Origin of the sequence: Mesorhizobium sp. M0030, assembly GCF_040323695.1 — a bacterium.
Lineage (GTDB): Bacteria > Pseudomonadota > Alphaproteobacteria > Rhizobiales > Rhizobiaceae > Mesorhizobium.
The window spans coordinates 438,698-456,016 of record NZ_JAMYVE010000003.1 but is presented as its reverse complement, the minus strand read 5'-3'; the positions used below and the strand labels follow the sequence as shown (position 1 = coordinate 456,016).

Annotated in this window: 15 protein-coding genes and 1 tRNA gene; 6 read left to right on the top strand and 10 right to left on the bottom strand. The window is 62.0% G+C overall.

Annotated features, from left to right (window positions below; genetic code table 11):
- Positions 1 to 109: 109 nt before the first annotated feature.
- Positions 110 to 1,207, bottom strand: a complete 1,098-nt coding sequence (locus tag NKJ80_RS09860; protein ID WP_352497492.1) for an NADH:flavin oxidoreductase/NADH oxidase — start codon at positions 1,205 to 1,207, stop codon at positions 110 to 112.
- 143 nt (positions 1,208 to 1,350) lie between these two features.
- Here NKJ80_RS09860 and NKJ80_RS09855 point away from each other — a divergent pair, with 143 nt between their 5' ends.
- Positions 1,351 to 1,929, top strand: a complete 579-nt coding sequence (locus NKJ80_RS09855) for an NUDIX domain-containing protein (RefSeq protein ID WP_023688346.1) — start codon at positions 1,351 to 1,353, stop codon at positions 1,927 to 1,929.
- Positions 1,930 to 2,018: 89 nt separating this feature from the next.
- Positions 2,019 to 2,990 carry an ATP-grasp fold amidoligase family protein gene (locus tag NKJ80_RS09850; RefSeq protein ID WP_352497491.1) on the top strand — a complete coding sequence of 324 codons (972 nt, stop codon included), beginning with the start codon at positions 2,019 to 2,021 and terminating at the stop codon, positions 2,988 to 2,990.
- Between the two features lie 1,283 nt (positions 2,991 to 4,273).
- Here NKJ80_RS09850 and NKJ80_RS09845 read toward each other — a convergent pair.
- Positions 4,274 to 4,495, bottom strand: coding sequence for a hypothetical protein (locus tag NKJ80_RS09845; RefSeq protein ID WP_023681532.1), 222 nt, complete (start codon positions 4,493 to 4,495; stop codon positions 4,274 to 4,276).
- Positions 4,496 to 4,581: 86 nt separating this feature from the next.
- Between NKJ80_RS09845 and NKJ80_RS09840 the strand changes: the two genes are divergently transcribed.
- Positions 4,582 to 5,445 (top strand): ATP-dependent DNA ligase, encoded by an 864-nt coding sequence (locus NKJ80_RS09840; RefSeq protein ID WP_023667527.1) that lies wholly within the window; start codon positions 4,582 to 4,584, stop codon positions 5,443 to 5,445.
- Here NKJ80_RS09840 and NKJ80_RS09835 read toward each other — a convergent pair.
- The 5 genes from NKJ80_RS09835 to NKJ80_RS09815 form a co-directional block, all read right to left on the bottom strand.
- Complete coding sequence (locus tag NKJ80_RS09835) at positions 5,442 to 5,690, bottom strand: hypothetical protein (RefSeq protein ID WP_023695401.1); 249 nt, start codon at positions 5,688 to 5,690, stop codon at positions 5,442 to 5,444. The genes NKJ80_RS09840 and NKJ80_RS09835 overlap by 4 nt on opposite strands.
- Positions 5,691 to 6,633: 943 nt before the next feature.
- A complete protein-coding gene (locus NKJ80_RS09830) occupies positions 6,634 to 6,825 on the bottom strand; it encodes a hypothetical protein (RefSeq protein WP_023667524.1) in 192 nt (63 codons plus the stop codon).
- A 747-nt stretch (positions 6,826 to 7,572) separates the two neighbouring features.
- Positions 7,573 to 7,658: transfer RNA gene (locus NKJ80_RS09825), tRNA-Leu, on the bottom strand.
- 128 nt (positions 7,659 to 7,786) lie between these two features.
- Positions 7,787 to 8,449 (bottom strand): outer membrane protein, encoded by a 663-nt coding sequence (locus NKJ80_RS09820; protein ID WP_023691195.1) that lies wholly within the window; start codon positions 8,447 to 8,449, stop codon positions 7,787 to 7,789.
- A 129-nt stretch (positions 8,450 to 8,578) separates the two neighbouring features.
- Entirely contained in the window at positions 8,579 to 9,325 is a 747-nt protein-coding gene (locus NKJ80_RS09815; RefSeq protein ID WP_155929602.1) for an alpha/beta fold hydrolase, read from the bottom strand.
- Positions 9,326 to 9,686: 361 nt separating this feature from the next.
- On the opposite strand from NKJ80_RS09815, the gene ade reads away from it, so the two are divergent.
- Positions 9,687 to 11,498, top strand: coding sequence for an adenine deaminase (gene ade, locus NKJ80_RS09810; RefSeq protein WP_352497490.1), 1,812 nt, complete (start codon positions 9,687 to 9,689; stop codon positions 11,496 to 11,498).
- Between the two features lie 21 nt (positions 11,499 to 11,519).
- Here ade and NKJ80_RS09805 read toward each other — a convergent pair whose 3' ends face one another.
- The 3 genes from NKJ80_RS09805 to NKJ80_RS09795 all read right to left on the bottom strand — a co-directional run bounded on the left by NKJ80_RS09805 (position 11,520) and on the right by NKJ80_RS09795 (position 15,394).
- Positions 11,520 to 12,683 carry an alpha/beta hydrolase gene (locus NKJ80_RS09805; RefSeq protein ID WP_031205366.1) on the bottom strand — a complete coding sequence of 388 codons (1,164 nt, stop codon included), beginning with the start codon at positions 12,681 to 12,683 and terminating at the stop codon, positions 11,520 to 11,522.
- A 133-nt stretch (positions 12,684 to 12,816) separates the two neighbouring features.
- Positions 12,817 to 13,890, bottom strand: a complete 1,074-nt coding sequence (locus NKJ80_RS09800) for an alpha/beta hydrolase (RefSeq protein ID WP_023691199.1) — start codon at positions 13,888 to 13,890, stop codon at positions 12,817 to 12,819.
- A gap of 100 nt (positions 13,891 to 13,990) precedes the next feature.
- On the bottom strand, positions 13,991 to 15,394 hold the full coding sequence (locus NKJ80_RS09795) for an aminopeptidase P family N-terminal domain-containing protein (protein ID WP_023815359.1): 1,404 nt from the start codon (positions 15,392 to 15,394) through the stop codon (positions 13,991 to 13,993).
- Positions 15,395 to 15,518: 124 nt separating this feature from the next.
- Between NKJ80_RS09795 and ilvA the strand changes: the two genes are divergently transcribed.
- Positions 15,519 to 16,775 (top strand): threonine ammonia-lyase IlvA, encoded by a 1,257-nt coding sequence (ilvA, locus tag NKJ80_RS09790; RefSeq protein WP_023815358.1) that lies wholly within the window; start codon positions 15,519 to 15,521, stop codon positions 16,773 to 16,775.
- Positions 16,772 to 17,317, top strand: a complete 546-nt coding sequence (locus tag NKJ80_RS09785) for a DUF1697 domain-containing protein (protein WP_023815357.1) — start codon at positions 16,772 to 16,774, stop codon at positions 17,315 to 17,317. The genes ilvA and NKJ80_RS09785 overlap by 4 nt, the downstream gene beginning before the upstream one ends.
- The last annotated feature ends 2 nt before the right edge of the window (positions 17,318 to 17,319 follow it).

The following is a 17,319-nucleotide window of genomic DNA, read 5'->3' as shown; positions in this document are numbered from 1 at the left end:
TCCGGCCGCCAAGGCGGCCTGCCCCCAGGGACTATAGCGGGCGGATTAAAGCGAAGCTGCGGCAATCTGTCCAGCAGATGCGTTTGGCGCATCCGTCGGCGCTGCCTGTTCAGCCCTTCGTCCAATGCTGCATCGTCGTCACCGAGCGGGCGAGCTGTGGCGCGGGATGGATTTTCTCGCTGAAGGTGGCGGCGGCGCGCCAGCCCCAGCGCGGATCGGCGAGGAAGGCGCGGGCCAGCGCGACCATGTCGGCGCGGCCGTCGGCGACGATCGCCTCTGCCTGCGCGGGATCGTCGATCAGGCCGACAGCCCGTGTCGGGATGCCGGCGCCCTTGCGCACCGCTTCGGCCAGATGCACCTGATAGCCGGGGCCGGTCGGCAGCTTCTGCAACGGCGAATTGCCGCCGCTCGAACAGCAGAGATAGGCAACATCAAGCGCCTTCAAGGCTTTGGCCACCTCGATCGCGTCCGCGACCTCGAAACCGCCATCGACCCAGTCCTTTACCGACAGGCGGGCGCCAAGCATCAGGTTTGGAACCGCCTTCCTCACCGATTTGGCGATCTCGATGAGGAAACGCATGCGGTTTTGCAGCGAGCCGCCCCAGCGGTCGGTGCGCTGGTTGGAAAGCGGCGACAGGAACTGAAAGATCAGATAGCCGTGCGCGGCGTGCAACTCGAGGAAGTCGAAGCCGGCGCGCTCGGCCCGCCTCGCGGCTTGAGTGAAGCGCTCGACAAGCTGCATGATTTCATCCTCCTCCAGCGCATGCGGCACATTCCAGCCGGTGTCATAGGCGATGGCCGAGGCCGAGACGGTCTGCCAGGGATCCTCGCCCGGCTGCAATGGGCCGCCGCCTTCCCAGGGCTTTCGGTTGGAGGCCTTGCGGCCGGCATGGGCAAGCTGAATGCCGAATTTCGTTTCCGGCGCGGCGACGCGCCTCGCTGCATCCAGCGTGCGCCGGGCGGCCGCCTCGTTGTTGTCGGAATAGAGGCCGAGGCAGCCATGGGTGATGCGGCCGCGCCGTTCGACGTCGGTCATCTCGACGGTGACCATGCCGGCGCCCGACATCGCCAAGTTCATCCAGTGATAGAGATGCCAGTCGCTGGCCGAGCCATCTTCGGCGGAATACTGGCACATCGGCGCCACCGCGATACGATTCGGAAAGGTCAGGCCATCGAGGGCGATCGGCTGGAAAAGCGCTGCGGTCATCAAAAAAACTCCGGAGAGGGCTGCAGCTATTTAGGCGATGGCAGTTGCCGGCACCAGACACGAGGCGGTGAAAGCTTCGCCGTTTCGGTTGCGCGCAAAACCGTTCGCGGTTACGGCATGGCGCCGACAGCTTGGAGCTCATCATGGAAGATCGTATCCGCATCCGCTCGGAGGAAGTCCTGTCCGACGACTGGGCGGTCCTGAAGAAGACCGTTCTCGATTACCGTCGGCGCGACGGGCAGTGGGAGACGCAGATTCGCCAGACCTACGATCGTGGCGACGGCGCGGTGATCCTGCCTTTCGATCCCGAGCGTCAGACGGTGCTTCTGGTGCGGCAGTTCCGCTACCCCGCCTACGTCACCGGCCACCGCGAACCGCTGATCGAGGCCTGCGCCGGCCTGCTCGACAAAAACGATCCCGAAACCGCCATCCTCAAGGAGGCCGAGGAAGAGCTCGGCTATCGCCTACAGAACATCGAGCGGCTGTTTTCCCCCTATATGAGCCCGGGCAGCGTCACCGAACGGCTGTGGTTCTTCGTCGCCCGCTATTCACCCGCCGACCGCATCTCGGCCGGCGGCGGCGCGGCCGACGAGGGCGAGGACATCGAGGTTCTGGAAATGCGGCTTGATGAAGCGCTGGCCGGCATTTCAGACGGCCGCATCATCGACGCCAAGACGATCATCCTGATCCAGCATTTGAAACTGTACCCGATGAAGGGCTAGCTCGGCGAAGCTCGACGTGCCTCACTGCTGCGGGCAGGGTGGCACGTCCACTTCGCGGATGAAGTTGCGCAGGTTGCAAGGACACCGGAATGGCGCGTGGCGCAAAGGCATGGCTGAAGCGAAACAGCGCGCGGGCATCTCTCCTGTTGCTGAACGCCGCGCTGCTTGTCCGCTACCGCCGGTTGACCCAGCGTTTCCTTGAGCGGATGCGGCATCTGCCGAATTTTGCAGCCCCGGTGACGTTCACGGAAAAGATCCACTGGCGCAAGATTTTCGATGACGATCCTCGCTTTACCGGCCTTCTCGACAAGCTCAAGTCCAAGGAAATCGTCAGGGAGCGGCTTCCCGGGCTCGCCATCCCGGAGGTGCTGTGGCAGGGCGACGATCCGCGCCAGATCCCTTTCGATGACCTGAAAATCCCATACGCCGTCAAATGCAACCACGGTTGCGCCATGAATGTCATCGTTCGCGATCCGGCCAACGCCGACCGGGAGACGATCATTGCCGAGATGACGGAATACCTTGGCCAAACCTATGGCGCCCGCAAGCTGGAGCGCAGCTATGCGCACATAGAGCGGCGGGTTTTCGTCGAAGCGCTTGTCGGCAAGGACCAGGATTATGACCCAGTCGACTACAAATTCTGTGTGCTGGCTGGCCGCGTCGCCTACATCGTCGTCGTCGCCTTCCGTTCCACGGCCAAGAATACCGGCCACCTGGATCGCGATTGGCGCCCGCTGAACATCGTCCAGGGCGCGATCGACTCGAGCCTGGAAATTCCCCCTCCCAAGAGCCTGGCGCGGATGATCGAGGCAGCCGAGGCGCTCGGCAGCGAGTTCGACATGGTGCGTGTCGATTTCTACGAGGAGGAGGGGGAGCCGATCTTCGGAGAATTCACGGTCTACCCACGCAGCGGCTTGCTGCAATTCGACCCGGCTGTCTTCGACCGCGAACTGGGCGCGCATTGGGATATTGGCGCGTCAGGTTACCTCAGCCGTTTGCCCAGCCGATTTGCCAAACGATACAAGGCAATGCTCGTCGCCGCCGGCTATCTCGACGTTTGAGATGGCTGCCTTGGGTGGCGTGCCACCCGAAGCTCGAGAGCGAAGCTTGGTGCGCAGAACCCATACGATTAGAGATCGAGGGAAACTGATAGCTCAGCAGGGAGTCGTGATTTCGAAGTGCCGTCTCAACTGAGCCGTAGCGGTCAATTCGTCCTGGTGGGATCAATCTTCGTGAGCCGCTGCCTGGTCTCGGCCACGCGCCTTTGCGCAGATCGGATTCGGCAACACAAGGCGAGATTCATAGCGACGCCGCAGTCTTCATCGAGCAAGTTTTCAGCGCGCTTCCTGCTGCGACTCGGCCGATTGCCGCTAAGGTTACCGGCAAGCTCTCCCACGTCCGGACTGGGTCGAGATCATTTGAAGAACTCTTTCAGCTTGTTGGGTCGACTGTCGCCAGAGGCCCTCCGGTCTTCAGGACTCGGCGCCTCGCAGATCGTATCCTGCTGGATAAAGCGAGGTTCTCAGCCACCATTTTCTCGCTGAGTACCAGCGCGAACTCGGTCTGTTTGATGCGCTGCTGAGCATCAGCGAGTTGCATCGTGAAAAGATCGGTTGCCATTGTTGATCCGGGATCCGCGAGATTCATGATTGCGTAACACATGGCGGGCGAAATCGTTCCTAATTGTCGGGCGAAGCCGGTGCCGCAAAGGGCGGCTGAGTTTGAACTTCCCACCCGACCAGACGTCCGCGAGCGCCAAGGCATCGAGAGCCCAGTGATCGGAGAGCCACGACGAGCGGGTGCAACCCGACCACTTAAGTGATCAGCCTCGCTACAGCCTTGACAGGTACAATCGCGGCCTCATCAAGGGGAGGTATCAATGGTCTCGGCGATTGGAAACCAACATCGGCAGGCAGCTGAAACTCGACCGAAACCCGCAAAGACAGAACCGGGCGAAGGATTTGCGCCAGGCAAAAGCGCAGACAGCGTAGGACATCGCGCCAAGGCAATGGCGGCAGAAAGTAGCGACACGGATTCTGGCGCCCAGGGGCGCGCCGCATCGACAATCGCCAGGATGGATATCACCGTTTTGGCTCCACAGAGCGAAGAGCCGCCTTTGGAGTAGCCCGGGCGGCCGTGCCGCTGCCTCAGTCCTTGTGCAGCACAACGCGCGCTGGCTACGCTCGGTGGCCATCGTCGTCTCGAAACACTTCGGGCGTTGCACTGCCGCGAGCCGCCTTCGCTGCTGGTCGAGGGGCTGTAACCCTTGGTGAGGCCGGCATCGCCTCGCCGGTCGTTGCGAGCCCACGATCGGGCGGCCAAGCGACCTTCCCTGTGTCGGTCTCTATTTGATACTAGGGGACGGCGGTTTCATCACGGGCAATTGCAGCTGGTCAATGGTTGCGACGATGCCGGCGGCAATGGCTTCCGCCTCATGGATCAGTTCCGGACCATAGAGCCCATTGACCATCTCTTCGCTCGGCAGCACGCCAGGAGGACAGTGCTCTTCCATTGTGCGCCGGATGAGCGTCAGCGCTGCCCGGCATTGGTCGGCTTCGATCTTCATAGCCCTTCAAACATCCAATTCGTCTAAAATGTTCCGGAACTAATTTAGCGATAGCTAATTGAAGTCGTGGTTCTGCGAGTGAGTGCATGCGTCTGAAATTCATCAAGCCTATGGAACCCGAACTGGTCGACACGCCGCCGATGGGCGATGATTGGATTCATGAGATCAAATTCGATGGCTACCGCACCCAGGTCATCAAGGATGATGACGGGATTCGGCTGATCACCAAGAACGGTTATGATTGGACGGGCCGCTACATCCAACTTGCCGGTGAGGCGGAAGCGATCGAGGCGAAAGACTTCATCATCGACGGCGAGACCATTACGATCAATGAGGCTGGCCTATCCGACTTCCATGCGCATCAATCAGCCGCGACCAGCCGCAAGCCGTCGCGCGATCTGTATCTGCTAGCATTCGACCTCTTGCATCTGAACGGGCATGACTTGCGGAACACGCCGGTGGAAGACCGTCGCGAGATACTCCGGGCGTTGATCCCGGACGGCGGCCGAATTCAGTTCAGCGAAGCGATGCCGGGCACTGGCGACGCCGTCTTTCATCTGGTCGACCAGGCTGGGCTTGAAGGTATCGTTTCAAAGCGGAAGGGCAGCAAGTATCGGTCGGGTCCGACGACGAACTGGCGCAAGATCAAGTGCTATGCCGAAAAGGAGATGGACATCATCGGCGTGCAGCGCGAGGCCGGCAAGCCTGCCATGGTGCTGATGGCCGACAAAGGCCACTATGCCGGCGGCGCCTTCGTCACCTTCAAGGCGGACAAGCGCCAGCGCCTATGGGACCGCGTGCAAGGCAAGATTGGCGGGCCGGCGCCGAAAGGGCTCAAGAGTGACAAGGCCGAATGGCTAAAGCCGGGCCTGGTCGGCCGCGTGCGGTTCCTAAAGGGCGAGGAGAAGCTTCGCCATGCCAAGCTGCTGGATTTCCGGGAGGAGACTTAGCCCGGAGGCTTGTCCCGGGGCTGTGCCGGTCCTGTCCCGTTCCACTGGATGAACTTCGCCCTCTGGCCGGTGATGGTCTCGATCGACTTCAACAGGGGTCCATGGACCTTACGTAGAGCTTGGTAGTGCTCGCCGTGGTACGCCAGGAGCGGCCCGACGATGCTCTTGTGCAGCGCTTCGGCTGCCGCCAGGAAGCGCTCGATTTCAGCCCGGGAAAGTTGTTCCGAAGGTTTGGTTCTGGCCATTGGCGCTCTCCATTGAGGGGTCGCCGCAACGAGGACTATAATCCTACATGCCGGACTGCCTGACAAGAGGGCTCGCCGGCCTTACCCCGCAGGTAGCAGTAGGGCGACGGCGCCAAGCGCAGCATCAGGAGCAACCACCAGCAAAGATGAGCAACGGCAGGCCCGGCGACCTCCTTTGGCACACGGACAAACAAGAAGGTCGCCGAGCCTTACCGGCGCTGCTTTGTGAGGGAGACGACGCCGGATGAGATGAGAGTATGCGATCGTGCTAATCTCTGCGAACCATGCGAACGAAGGAAAGCCTTGTGGCACGGACGTTGAGATCAAGGTCGGCGGGGCGCTGATGCAGGATTCTTCCAAAGCGGTAGTGAGTCCAGAGCGGAACATTAGCGTCGGCCAACGGTTAATTCGGCAGTGTTCCGAACCGTGATTGGTAGAGCGATGGTGACGTTTCATCTTGTCTATTTTTCCGGCCTCACGGCAGACCAGCTGCTAGGCAGCGGCGTTCCTATCCTGGCGTGTTTGCTGCTTTATAACGCTCTGGCTACGGACGCCTAACTGATGGGTCGGCCAGCGGCCGGCCTCCTTGGCAGCCGGCGATTGCCATCCCGATGCCAACTTCAAGACCTATCACGAGGCCAAAGACAAGCTTGCCGACGAAATCAATGGCGAGGGCCGGACAGGACGCCACACGTCCAGGCAGGGCTCTCTGACGGCATTGGCGATGGCCCGTTGGCAATTCGGGGGTCCATTGTTCCCATTTCTGTTTCTCCCAAAACTGCCCGCTGCCTCACGGTGGCGAGCTTTTTCGTTATAGGGCCCTCCGCGCTGGGCAATCTGTTCCAGGAGCTTCTGTGATGCCTCTATGACGCGGCAAACCTTGGAAAAGGTTTCCGTGGCAGGACCGGGGTACGATTCTAACCAACTACCGCTGTATAGGCCACTAGCGCCCGACGATCCGGCTAATCATGTCGTCATCAGGTGCGCTGTCGGTGAATTCCCGTAGCAGCGCCTTCGCGTGGTCTACCCAATGCTCTTCAGCCAGGTTCAACTCCCGAACGGATCTCCTGAAGGTCTCGCACACCACATCGAAATCGAAGGCGTCAATGCTGTAGCCTTCCTCGTCATGGTCCATCGGCCGCCTCCCCTATGGGGGAAACTGTACGGAATCGTACGAAGCAAGTGCAAGCGCATTCAAAAGCAATTGGCTGATGCCGCCCGATCGTTCCACAATGTGTTGCTAATATGCAGCACCGACTGAATCTCCGATCAGCGGCACTTGTGGTTGGTTCCAACAGCTGCACGTTGACGGCAAGATGCCAAAGCCAACGACATGCGGGCGACGAAGATGGACAAGCGACAAAACACAAGAAATGTTGAGTTGGTCGGTCTTCTGGCCGTGCCGTTGTCAGTTCTAATCACGCTGCTGATAGCTGGAATGATCCTTTGCTGAAATTTTCAAGTGGCAAAAGGCTGGGGCGGCGGGTTTTCCCCTTTGAAAGAAGTCACCATGTCCCAATCCGTCGAACCCCCGATATTGCCAGAGGATAGCCCAGACCGTGGGGTGAACTGTGAAGTCGCATTAGAAGCCGCGTTTGCGGCCTTGGTGACTGCGTCAGAAGCGCAAGGTTGGACGCCACAGGAAACGGCCGCAACTCTTCTTAAAATCGCGACGGAGCATGCCCACCGGGTTAAGGCCGCTGCGGCCCCAGCCGGCTCCTAAGGGAGTGCCTTGACCTGGCCCGCGCGGTCGGTCGCTACCGACAGGAGTGTTGCAGCAGGTATTCCAGCAAGAGTGTTAAACCTCTTCAGTTGCTACCCGCGTCAGCCTTTTCTATGGTAGCCAGTGAGTTCTTACAGAATAAATCCTAAGCATTTCAAATGGTGCGGACGACGGGAATCGAACCCGTACGATCAGAGATCGAGGGATTTTAAGTCCCTTGCGTCTACCAATTCCGCCACGTCCGCAGGCCAGCCCTTTTCAGACGCCAGCGAAAACCCGTCAAGCCATCTTTTGCCGAGTGTCGGACTCATGAAAGGTGGTTCGTGATGGCAAAACAGTTGGTTGTCGCGAAAATCTCAGTCGCCGAGAACGCTCAGAATTTGTAGCTGAGATTGATACCGACCGCGTTCAGTTTCACATCCTGATCCCGATCGTTGAAGGGTTCCGCCACGTCATAGTGCTCGGAGCCGAAATCGTAATAGCGATATTGCGCGCCGACGATGAATTTGTCGGTCAGCGCATAGTCAACGCCGGCGCCCAAGGTCCAGCCGACATTCGTGCGTGTGCCGGCGAACGACGCGCCCGCGACTTGCGACGTTTCGATGCCGGCAAAGGCGACGCCGCCGACGCCATAGACCAGCACGCGGTCCATGGCGAAGCCCGCTTTGGCGTTTACAGATCCGAACCACTTGATGTCCGTGCGGAATGTGCTTCCAAGGCCTGATACCGCCGTACCGTCGACGGCGGAATAATTGAGCTCCGCCTCGGCGCCGAGCACCGCCTGATCGAACTGCCACAGGCCGGCGACATGGCCGCCGACGAAACCGCCGTCAATGTCGGGCGAGATGGAAAACGGCGCGCCTTCCGTCACTGATATGTCGGACTGGCCCCAGCCGTAGCCGGCCTGCAGGCCGGCATAGTAGCCGGTCCAGTCGAAGCCTGGTTCGGTCATCGGCACCGCCATCGGGTCGGCGGCGAATGCCGGCGCGGCCAGAGCGATCAGAAATCCGGCACTGGCAATCGTCAGACACCGCATCGAGTTCTCCGAAAAGGCGGTTCAGAAGGCGCCTTGCCGGAAGGTAATCCTATTCGCCGCAAAACGGAACCCATTGTTCAACAATCGGAAGCACCCGTTGCTGCGCTGGGTGCTCTATCTTGGGAGGCGCTATTTGGCGTCGATGAAGTCCAGCGCCGCCTTGCTATATTCGTCCGGCGCCTGCAGCATGGCGAAATGGCTGGCGTTGGGCAGGATGATGAGCTTGGCGCCCGGAATGACGGAGGCCATGTATTCGGTGTGTTCGCGCTTGATCGCCTCGTCATGGTCGCCGGCAACGATCGCGGTCGGCGTGGTTATCTTGCCGAGCTGTTCCTTGGTCCAGGCCGGCTCCGACTCCCACATGTGGCTGATCTGCGCCACGAAGGCATCGTACTGGTCGGGAGTCTTCGACAGTTTCTTGTAGTCGCGTCCCGAGCGGTCGATATAGGCGGCAAAGGTCTTGTTGGTCAGCACACCCGGATCGACGCCATCGGTGGTGACGTTGGCGGCCTGCGCAAAGAGCCTTGTCAGCCGCTCCGGATGATGCAGCGCGATGTCGATGCCGATAATGCCGCCGTCGCTCCAGCCGACAAGAGCGGTCTTGTCGATCTTGAGATAGTCGAGCAGCGCAAGATAGTCCGACGCCATGAGGTCATAGCCGTAAGGCTGCTCGGTGCGGGTAGAGCGGCCATGGCCGCGGCTGTCGGCGATAATAACCTTATGCGTCTTGGACATGGTCGCCACCTGGCTTGCCCAGATGTCGCCATGGCCAAGGCCGCCATGGATCAGGAGAATCGGATCACCGGCGCCGAAAACGGCGTAGTACATCTGAATGCCGTTGACCGGCGCATATCCGCTCTGTTCAGGCTTGGGCATGGCCGCCGGTTCGGGCAAGGTCTGCCAACGTTCCTCGGCGGATGCAAAGCCGGCCGAGATCAGGAACAGGGTGACGAGGCTTTCAGGAACCGGATCATGACTTCACCTCAGGAGGTTTCGGGCTCATCACAACAAAAACCCGCCTCGCGGCGGGTCGTCGGCGCAAATCAGCACCATAGCCAGAATGGTAGCATAAGTGGCGGCACAAGCCAAACTGAATGACCGCACCGCTGATGCCTGCCCTCGGGGGTGAGCAGGTGCGGCGCATCCGCCCCGGGCGAATTCTCATCGACGGATTTCGTCCGTGATCGCTGGCCAAAACCTTGCCGGCTTGGCACAGTCGGGCAAACAGGAGTCTTTCATGGCCAAGCAGCCGTCGGCGACGAAACCCAAGCCCTGGACCGAGATGGCGACGCATCTGGTCGACGTCGCAACGGGGCGCAAGCCGGCCGACCTCGTCATCCGAAACGGCCGCTGGGTGAACGTGCATTCCGGCGAAATCATAGCCGGCACCGACATCGCAATCTCAGGCGGCCGCTTCGCCTATTGCGGGCCGAATGCCAGCCATGCCATCGGCCAGGGCACCAAGGTGGTCGATGCCGGCGGCCGCTATCTCGTGCCCGGCCTGTGCGACGCGCATATGCATGTCGAGAGCGGCATGGTGACGGTGACCGAGTTCTGCCGCGCCGTCATCCCGCACGGCACCACCTCCATGTTCATCGATCCGCACGAGATCGCCAATGTGCTGGGTCTGCCCGGCGTGCGGCTGATGCATGACGAGGCCGTCGCCATGCCGATCAACATCCATGTCCAGATGCCGTCCTGCGTGCCGTCCGCGCCGGGTCTGGAGCATGCCGGGGCCGAACTGACGGTCGCCGATGTCACCGAGGCGATGACCTGGGAAAACATAATCGGGCTCGGCGAAGTGATGAATTTTCCCGGTGTCGTGGCCAACGATCCGGTGATGTCGGGCGAGATCGCCGCAACGATCAAGGCCGGCAAGACGGTCGGCGGCCACTATGCGTCGCGCGATCTCGGCCTGCCGTTCCATGGCTATGTCGCCGGCGGGCCGGAGGACGACCATGAAGGCACGCGCGCCGAGGACGCGATCGCCCGCGTGCGCCAGGGCATGAAGGCAATGCTGCGGCTGGGCTCGGCCTGGTACGATGTTGCCTCGCAGATCAAGGCGGTGACCGAGAGCGGGCTCGACCCGCGCAACTTCATCCTGTGCACCGACGACAGCCATTCCGGCACGCTGGTGCATGAAGGCCATATGGACCGGGTGGTGCGCCACGCCATCCAACAGGGATTGAAGCCGGTGACGGCGATCCAGATGGCGACGCTGAATACCGCCCAGCATTTCAAGCTGGAGCGCGAGATCGGCTCGATCGCGCCGGGACGGCTGGCCGATCTGCTGATCGTCTCCGATCTCGCCGCCATGACCATCGACGAGGTCTATGGCCGCGGCGTCAGGCTGGCCAAGGGCGGCAAGCTCGAGATCGACATTCCGGCCTATGATTACCCCAAATCGGCGAAGAACACCGTCAAGCTCGGCAAGAAGCTGAAGCCAGGCGACTTCGACATTGCGGCGCCCAAGGGCGCCAACGAGGTGCGGGTGCGGGTCATCGGCGTGATCGAAAACCAGGCGCCGACGCGGGCGCTGGAGGCCGACCTGCCGGTCGAGGACGGGCTGGTCGCCATGGACCGCCGCAACGACATCTGCCAGATCGCGCTGGTCGAGCGCCACCGCGGCACCGGAGGCGTCACCAATGCCTTCGTCTCCGGCTTCGGCTATATGGGCGACTGCGCCATGGCGTCGAGCGTCGCACATGATGCCCACCACATCATCTGCGTCGGCACCAACAAGGAAGACATGGCGCTGGCCGTCAACCGGCTGGGCGAGGTCGGTGGCGGCGTGGTGCTGTTTTCGAAGGGCAAGGAGCTTGCGCTGGTCGAAATGCCGATCGCCGGGCTGATGTCGGACGAGCGCGCCGAAATCGTGGCGGCCAAGGCCGAGAAACTGACCGAAGCAATGCGCAAGATGGGCTGCTCGCTCAACAACGCCTACATGCAGCACTCGCTGCTGGCGCTGGTCGTCATTCCGGAGCTCAGGATTTCCGATGTCGGCCTGATCGACGTGACGACGTTCCAGAAGGTCGATCTTTTTATCTGAGATCAGCCCGGTGCTTGGCTCTCATCCGCCGGTGGCGATGGTCAGCACCTTGAATGGCGTGGTGATGATGATCTCGGCGACGGATCCGACTGCCTTGCCGAGGCCTCGGCCGAGATTGTCGATCTGGCCCTGCGTGGGTTCGTCCGATGCCAGGCCGGCTGGAGCGCGCAGACGGTCACCGAGCAATTGCACCAGGAACGGGTTGTCGGCGAATTTGGCGTGGTTCAGGCGGTCGCCGCCCTTGATCTGGCTGAGGTCGGCCACGACGACGCCGTAGCTGGCGATGTCGGCGGCGTTGCCGTAGTCGCCGACGCGCGGCTTGTCGCCGGATATCAGGCTGGACAATCGCAGAGCACGGTCGTCGGCGGAAAGCAGGATGACGAACGGCCTGTCGGGCTTGCCGTAGCGGATCATCTGCTTCTTAAAGACGTCGACATCGATATCGGGCGATGCCAGGACGACACGGCCGAGCTTGCCGTCGAGATCGCGGTCGCCGGTGATCGCCAGCTGGCGCAGCGCTTCCATCGTCACCCAGGTTCCCATCGAATGCGCGATGATGTCGATGCTCTTGACCCGTGTCTTGGCGAGCATCCTGAGCGTCGCCTCGAGGTCGTCGCGCGCGGCGTTGGCGCTGTCCTTGTCGTAGATATAGCCCGTGGTCTTGCCGCTCGAAGCCCACGAAAACAAGATCGGCGTACCCGGATATTCGGTGTCGTGGGCGATCTGCGTCAGCCGGTAGACCCCATCGTCGAAGCCGTTGTTGAAGCCGTGGACGAAGACCAGCGCGCGGTCGCCATTCATGGTGATGTTGGCGCCGACGGCCTTGGCGAATTGCGAGGCGTCGCCATAGTGGACGACGTCGGTGGCGGTGAATTGCTTGGCCGGGTTCGAATTGGCCGAGCCCTTGGCGCGCTCGATGGCGCCGACCTGGTGGACCTTCGGCACGGTGACGTCGACGCGGGCGTAGCTGGTGGTCAGCGAGCGATCGCCATCGAACACCTGGCGTGGGTCCTTGGTCGCCTGCTTGCGGGTGGTGGCGACGAAGATTTCGTGGGTGGCCGCGATGTCGGAGGCAGGCACCGAAACCGTCGTCTCGTTCAACAGGTCATGGGTGTTCGGGCCGACGCAGCCGGCGGCAGCGAGCGCGAACGCAAGGACCAGGACAGTCTTCCAACGCTCGTTCACGCGGGCTCCCGCTGGCGCATTGGCGCCGATTTCAATGTCGTAGAGGCAGAGACCGGCCCGGTCCAGTTGAAAGTGATCGGGCCGAGCGGCATTCGCGACCTCACGCAGCGACGGTCGCCGCAAGGCGACAGCCTTATTGTCCGAGCGCGCTGATACGGTCGGTCACCGTCTGGTCGCTGGCAAAGCCGTCATCCTCGCGCAGCCGCTGGCCGATCATCTTCACCAGTTCGGGATTGTCGGCGAATTTGGTGTGGTTGAAGCTGTCGCCTCCCTTGACCTTGGAAAGGTCGACCACGGTGACGCCATAAGCGGCGAGGTCGGCGGCATCCTTGTAGTCGCCGACGCGTGGCCGCGAGCCGGCGATCAGGCCTGAGAGCCGCAGCGCCCGGTCGTCGTCGGAGAGCAGCAGGATGAACGGCTTGTCCGGCTTGCCGTAGCGGCGCATCTGGCTCTTGAAGACGTCGACGTCGATGTCGGGAGAGGCCAGCACGACATCGCCGAGCTTGCCGCCGAGATCGCGGTCGCCGGTGATGGCCATCTGGCGCAGCGTTTCCATGGTCACCCAGGTTCCGAGCGAGTGGGCGACGATGTCGATGCGCCGCGCGCCGGACTGCTGCAGCATGCGCAATGTCACCTCCAGCTGATCGCGGGCGGCGCTGGCGCTTTCCTTGTCATAGACATAGTCGGTGGTTCTGGCGCCCGATGCCCAGGAAAACAGCACCGGCGTGCCGGGATAGCCGGAATCGTGGACGATCTGGGTCAGGCGGTAGACCGCGTCGTCGAAGCCGGTGTTGTAGCCATGCACGAAGACCATGACGCGGCCGCCGCGCGCGGCGATGTCGGCGTTGAGCGCGCTTGAGAATTGAGGCTGCGCATCGTAGCCGACGACCTCGGAAGCCATGAAGTATTTCGCCGGGTCGTTCGACTTGCCGCGCGAGCGGCGCTCGATCTGGCCGGTCTGGTGGACGCCGGGAACGGTGACGGTGACGCGGGCGTAGTTCAGCGTCGCCGAGCGTTCGCCGTCGAAAACTTTGTTGGGATCGTCTGATTTCTTGCGTGTGGTGGCAATGAAGATCGAGTGATTGCCCGAGATTTCGGTCACCGGCGTGGACATGACGGCGCTGCCGAGCAGTTCCTCGGTTTTGCGGCCGCCGCAGCCGGCGATCAACAGGGCAAGTGCAAGAATGCAAATCGTCTTCAAACGCACGTCAAAAATTCCACTCCGGCCAAAAGGCCCATATACCCCCGCGGCACCTCCCGGACAGTGAGAGTGCGGCAGAAGTAAGTCGTGTCCAGCCGAAATGTGGTCAGCGTCGAGCCACGGTCATCGCACTGTTGCGCGAAAGCCAGAATGGCGGCAGGAACGCAGGGATGTTGGAGAAGGGCAATACCTCGGGCTTGAGCCTGATGCCGAGCACATCGCCCATGAAGGCGCGGCGCGCCTCGATGCGGCGCCATGCCTCGGGATAGCGGGCCGCGATCTCCTCGCGCAGGGACTCATCGGCAAGCGCGATACCGTCTTCGATGTTGGTGGTGAAATAGCTGGTTCCGGTCGCCGGAATGATGTCGACCTGCAGCGCCATGCCCGATTGCAGCTTGATGTCCGAGCCGGAAAACACCGGCGAATGCATCCATTCGTCGATATGGACGAGATGGCCGGGATTGAGCGAGACGCCGAAGAACGGGTCGCCTATGCGGTCATGCACGGCTTTCCAAAGCGCTCCGCCGGCAACGCCTATGCCGATGGTCTCGTACCAGTCGACGACGGCGGCGAAATAGGGCGCTACCAGCTGTTCGACATAGTCGCTTATCTCGCGCGGCAGTTCGGCCGCGCTCTCGACCAGGAAGCCGGCGCGGGCGTTGAGCGAGCCCTGGATGCCATAGGCCATGGTGACGGGATCGCCGCGCTTGATGATGTCGAGGCGCGGGCTAGGCAAGCCGTAGGGCGCACGCCTGCCGGCGGACAGCATCGGGTGGCAGCACAGGGGCAGGCCGTTGATCCCCATCAGCCGCGCGGCCTGCAATTCGCTCATGCCGGGCTCAATATTCCCAAGCACGTTGCGCAGGCCCTGCGAGGAAAAGGTCGCGGCGAATTCGAAGGACGCCAATTGGTCTGCCTCGTTGATGGCGCGTAGGCCGTCGGATGGGTTCATCAACAGGTTGGCGGCGTTGACCACCGCGCCTCTGTCGCCGGCCAGTGTGCGCAGCGTATCGGCGATGAAGGACGGCAGGTCGAGCGTCGTCTCGCCAACGCCGCCATCGCCGGGCCCGAACGGCTTCCAGCCGATGGCGCCGATCTTCTGGCCGGCTTTCAGGCCGCAGGCGGCAAGAGTGTCGGCAAGTGAGGCGGAGCGGTCGCGTGGCTGCGCCGGCAGCGAGAAGGTCTGGTAAAGGACGCGCTCGTAAGGCCCGTCGCAGATTTCGGCATAGCCCCAACCCTCATTGCCGACGAGAAGCTTTGGCTGGCTGCCGGGAACGATGACCAGCAGCGTCTCCTCGAAACGCGGATCGTAACCACTGAGATAGGCGACATTGGCCGCGTGCTCGCGGTCGCCATAGACGGCGAAGGCGTCGAGCCCGGCCTCGGCGCCGCGCGCCAGCAGAGCCTCGATGCGCGCTTCGTAGGTCCGCCGCTGAACTAGCGGCATCACTGTTGGCTCGCCGAATTCAGGAAGGTCTACGGTCTTCAGGGCGACAGCCGAAACAGGCATGAGGATGGCTCCAGTGGATTTCCTGCTGGCGCGCCAAAGCGGCCGCGCCGCATCGGTGGCTGCAAACGGCGAATTGTGCAATAGGCTTCGCCTTCGAACCATTCGATCCAGAGGTGACGGCGCCATGAACAGTTTCTCCTTCCGTGTCGCCACCGCCGCAGCCGCGATCCGCGAGATCTTTCCCGAAACGCCGCTGCAGGAAAACGACTATTTGTCGAAGAAGACGGGGGCTCGGGTGCTGTTGAAGCGCGAGGATCTTTCACCGGTGCGCTCCTACAAGATCCGCGGCGCCTTCAACTTTTTCCGCAAGGCGCTTGCCGCCGGCAACGAGGCCGAGCTGTTCGTCTGCGCCTCGGCCGGCAACCATGCGCAGGGCTTTGCCTTCGTCTGCCGCCATTTCGGCAAGAAGGGCGTGGTCTTCATGCCGGTGACGACGCCGCAGCAAAAGATCGACAAGACGCGGCTGTTCGGCGGCGATTTCGTCGAGATCAGGCTGGTCGGCGACTTCTTCGACGACTGCTACCGCGCCGCCTTCGAATTCACCGAAAGTTCCGGCGCGCATATGGTGCCGCCCTTCGACCACAAGGACATTATCGAGGGGCAGGCGACGGTCGCCTATGAGATCGCCGGCCAGATGCCGGGCGCGCGCATGCCCGACATCATCATGCTGCCGGTCGGCGGCGGTGGCCTGGCCGCGGGGGTGACGCACTATTTCGCCGATCAGCAACGTGACGCGCGCTACGTCTTTTGCGAACCGGCCGGTGCGCCGAGCCTGCATCAGAGCCTCGCCAGCGGCAAGCGCGTCCGGCTCGCCAATGTCGACAATTTCGTCGACGGCGCGGCGGTGGCCGAGATCGGCCGCGAGCCGTTGCGCCACCTCAAGGAGTTCGCCGCTCAGGCGGTGCGGCTGATCCCTGAGAACCGGCTCTGCGCCACCATGATCGAGATGCTCAACATCGAAGGTGTGGTGCTGGAGCCGGCCGGTGCCTTGGCGATCGACGCGTTGAAGGATTTTTCGCGCAAGGAAATCCGCGGCAAGACCATCGTCGCGGTGGTGTCGGGCGGCAATTTCGATTTCGAGCGGCTGCCCGACGTGAAGGAGCGGGCGCTGCGCTTCGAGGGGCTGAAGAAATACTTCATCATCCGCTTTCCGCAGCGGCCGGGCGCGCTACGCGACTTCCTCGAACTGCTCGGTCCCGACGATGATATCGCCCGCTTCGAATATATGAAGAAATCGGCACGCAATTTCGGCTCTGTGCTAATCGGCATCGAAACCAGGGACCGGCGCAATTTCGACCTGCTGAAGGCGAATTTCGAGGCCGAGGGCGTCCACTATCAGGACATCAGCGACAACGAGACCCTGGCCGGGTTCATCATATGAGCGGTGCCGTGTTCGTCGCGCTGTTTTCCGGCATCAATGTCGGCGGCAACCGCATCGTCCAGATGGCGGAGTTGCGGGCGTTATTCGAGGCGCTAGGCTTCACCGATGTCGCCAGTTATGTGCAGAGCGGCAATGTCGTGTTCCGGACCAAGAAGGGCGACGCCGCCACGCTGGCGAAACAGATCGAAATGGCGTTCGAGAAAAAATGGGGCTTTCACTCGCGCATCATGGTGCGCGATCTCTCCTGGTTCGAACGGTTGGTGAAGGAGAATCCTTATCCGGAAGTCGCCGGCGATCCGACCAAGCTTCACGCCTACACGCTGGAGCGCCAGCCGACGGCGGACGAGATCGCCAGGCTTGCCGAAAAATGCACCGGCCCGGAAAGCTTCGAGGTCAGGGACGACGTGCTCTACCTCAAGGCGCCGGACGGGCTCGGCAAATCGGTGTTCGCCAATCTCATCCCGCGCGTGCTGAAAGTGCCCGGCACCGCGCGCAACTGGCGCTCGGTGCTGGCGCTGCTGCAGATAGCGCGTTCGCTTTGAAC